Source organism: Actinoplanes sp. NPDC051633 (assembly GCF_040681735.1).
GTDB lineage: Bacteria > Actinomycetota > Actinomycetes > Mycobacteriales > Micromonosporaceae > Actinoplanes.
Genome location: NZ_JBFAZH010000942.1, coordinates 1 through 3,076, shown reverse-complemented (window position 1 = coordinate 3,076; position 3,076 = coordinate 1). Strand labels below are relative to the sequence as shown.

Below are 3,076 nucleotides of genomic sequence, written 5' to 3'. Positions count from 1 at the left end.
CTTTCTTCGAAAGTAATGACTTAATATAAATCTAGCTTACAGAGTAAGCCAGATTTTATCAAGATCATCCGATCCTCGGACCGGCCCACGCTGGTGACATGACCGACATCGAAGTTCCCGACCTGCACGGCAAGCTCGCTCTGGTCACCGGCGGCAGCGACGGGCTGGGCCTGGGCATCGCCACCCGGCTCGCCCGGGCCGGCGCCGAGGTGATCCTCCCGGTGCGCAACGCGGTCAAGGGCGCGGCGGCCGCGGCGCGGATCAGCGGCGACGTCTCCCTGCGTACCCTCGATCTCTCCGTCCTGGCCTCGGTGGTCGCGCTGGCCGACCAGCTCAACGCCGACGGCCGCCCGATCAACCTGCTGGTGAACAACGCCGGCGTGATGGCCCCGCCGGTGCGGCAGACCACCGGTGACGGCTTCGAGCTGCAGTTCCAGACCAACTACCTCGGGCACTACGCGCTGACCGCCCGCATCCTGCCGTTGCTCATCGCCGGGCGGGCGCGGGTCACGACGCAGTCCAGCATCGCGGCGCGGACCGGCCGGATCCACTTCGACGACCTGCAGGGCGCCCGGTCGTACGCGGCGTGGCGCTCCTACAACCAGTCGAAGCTGGCCACGCTGCTCTTCGCCGCCGAGCTGGACCGGCGCAGCCGCGCCAACGGCTGGGGCATCACCAGCAACGCCGCCCACCCCGGCTTGACCTCGACGAACCTGCAGGCGGCCGGGCCGAACCTGGGCCGGGCGCGGCAGTCGCCGATGGACGCGATGTTCAAGCGGGCCCGCGGGCTCGGCTGGCCGGTGCAGACCGTCGACCGCGGGATCCTGCCGGCCCTGTACGCGGCCACCGGCCCGCGTGCCGCCGGCGGGGAGTTCTACGGGCCGCGCGGGCTCCTGCAGTTCACCGGGGCGCCGCGGCGGCTGCGGATGTACCGCTCGGCCCGGGACACCTCGGTGGCGGCCCGATTGTGGGACGTCTCCGCCGAGCTGTCGGACGTGACCTTCGCGAACCGTGGAAACTAGGGCCGTGGATCGCGTTCAGCTCGCCGACTTCCTGCGCACCCGGCGGCAGGCGCTGCAGCCCGAGGACGTCGGCCTGCCGCGCGGGCCGCGGCGCCGCACCGGTGGGCTCCGGCGGGAGGAGGTGGCCGCGTTGAGCGGGATGTCGGCCGACTACTACAGCCGGATCGAGCAGCAGCGCGGGCCGAAGCCGTCCGAGCAGATGCTGGCCGCGATCGCCCGCGCGCTGCACCTGTCGCAGGCCGAGCGCGACCACCTCTTCCGCCTGGGCGGGCATGCGGCGCCGCAGCGGGTCTGGCGGGACGAGCACCTCAGTCCCGCGTTGATGCGGATCCTCGACCGGCTGGACGACACCCCCGCCGAGGTGATCTCACGACTCGGCGAGACGTTGCGCCGGACCAGCGCGGGGGTGGCGCTGCTCGGCGACGACAGCCAATACACCGGGATGAACCGCAGCATCGTGTACCGCTGGTTCACCGACCCGGACGCGCGCTCGCTCTACCCGTCGTCTGAGCACGAGCACCTCAGCCGGTTCTTCGTGGCCGCGGTGCGTCAGGTCTACACGCAGGACGGCCCGGGGTCGCGGGCGGCTGGCGTGGTCGACGCGATGCTGGCGGCGAGCCCAGCCTTCGCCGCGCTGTGGAAGGAGCACCACGTCTCCCCGGCGTACGAAACCCGGAAGCTGTTCCAGCACCCTGACCTGGGCGAGCTCGAACTGCACTGCCAGACCCTGCTCGACCAGGAGACCGGGCAGTCGCTCCTGGTCTACACCGCCACGCCGGGCAGCCCCTCGCAGGAGAAGCTGCGCCTGCTGGCCGTGATCGGCAAGCAGAAAATCTAGCTACCCGTTCCTCAGCACCGCCCGACCCCCGCACGGATCTTCGCGCGCACCACGTGCCGGGCCGCCTCCGTCACCCGCGTCGCGAAGCCCGGGTCCTTCGCGGCCTGCTCCGACAGCGACTTCGCCATCGGTTCGGCGTGCTCCGGCACGATGCTCAGCGGCATGTCACCGCCCGCGGCCACGAACCGGACGGCCCGCTGGCCGGGACTGATGGTCTCGGCCGCCTTGGCGGCGCCCAGGTCGTCGGACATCACCATGCCGTCGAAGCCCATCCGCTCACGCAGCAGGCCGGTGATGATCGGTTTCGAGAAGGCGGCGATGGTCGAGGGGTCGAGCTTGGGATAGGACGCCGAGGAGAGCATCACGGAGGCCGAGCCCGCCTTGATGCCGGCCGCGAACGGCCTGAGGAATGGGTCGGTGACCGTGGCGGTGTTGTCCACCGCCTTGGTGGACGTGTCGGTGTTGAACCGGGTGCGTCCCAGGCCCGGGAAGTGCTTGATGACGGTCAGCACCTGCTCGCCCTGCGAGGCGGCGACCACCTGCTCGATGTCGGCCGCGACCTCGGCGGGATCGTCGCCGTACTGCCGGTGGAACGAGCCGATGGGCGGGTTGTCCTCACCCAGCGACTTGGGGACGGTGTCCGCGACCGGTGCCAGGTTGATGTTGACGCCGATGCCGCGCAGGCGCCGGGCGCTGTCGCGGTTCACCGCGCGCAGCTGTGCCACCGGGCCGGCGCCGAGCCGCTCGGCCGACGGGATCCGCGGGAAGTCGGCGCCCTTCAGGGTCTGCACGCTGCCGCCTTCCTGATCGAGGGCGACCAGGAGCGGCTGCTGCGCGGCGGCCTGCAGGTCGGCGATGTCCTTCTTGAGGGCGGCGGCCGGCCGGGTGCTGCGGCCATGCAGGAAGACGCCGCCCAGGTGGAACTGCCGGATCTCGTCCCGCAGCCCGCCCGGGTCGTCCACTTCGGTGCCGATCATCAGCAGCTGCCCGGCCCGCTGCTCGGGCGTCATCCTGCCGACGAGTTGCTCCTCGCAGCTCCGCTCGACCGGAGCGCTCGCGCTCGGGGCCGGGCTCGCCGACGGCGGCTGACTCTGCGCGACCGACGGCACCGACGGCCCCGCCTGGGGCGGCTCCTCGCTCGAGCAGGCGGTTGCGAGCAGGAGCGCACCGAGCATCAGCCCACAGCCCCAGCGCCGGTCCATCGGCCACACGCTAC

3 protein-coding genes are annotated in these 3,076 nt (G+C 71.6%); 2 read left to right on the top strand and 1 reads right to left on the bottom strand.

Going from position 1 to position 3,076, the window contains the following annotated elements; translation table 11 throughout:
* Nucleotides 1-98 precede the first annotated feature (98 nt).
* Entirely contained in the window at nucleotides 99-1,022 is a 924-nt protein-coding gene (locus tag AB0M20_RS34865) for an SDR family oxidoreductase (protein WP_364304674.1), read from the top strand.
* Nucleotides 1,023-1,026: 4 nt separating this feature from the next.
* Complete coding sequence (locus tag AB0M20_RS34860) at nucleotides 1,027-1,860, top strand: helix-turn-helix transcriptional regulator (protein WP_364304672.1); 834 nt, start codon at nucleotides 1,027-1,029, stop codon at nucleotides 1,858-1,860.
* Nucleotides 1,861-1,871: 11 nt separating this feature from the next.
* On the opposite strand, the gene AB0M20_RS34855 is transcribed toward AB0M20_RS34860, so the two are convergent.
* Nucleotides 1,872-3,076 (bottom strand): glycoside hydrolase family 3 N-terminal domain-containing protein (locus tag AB0M20_RS34855; RefSeq protein ID WP_364304670.1); only part of this gene is annotated, 1,205 nt, incomplete at its 5' end.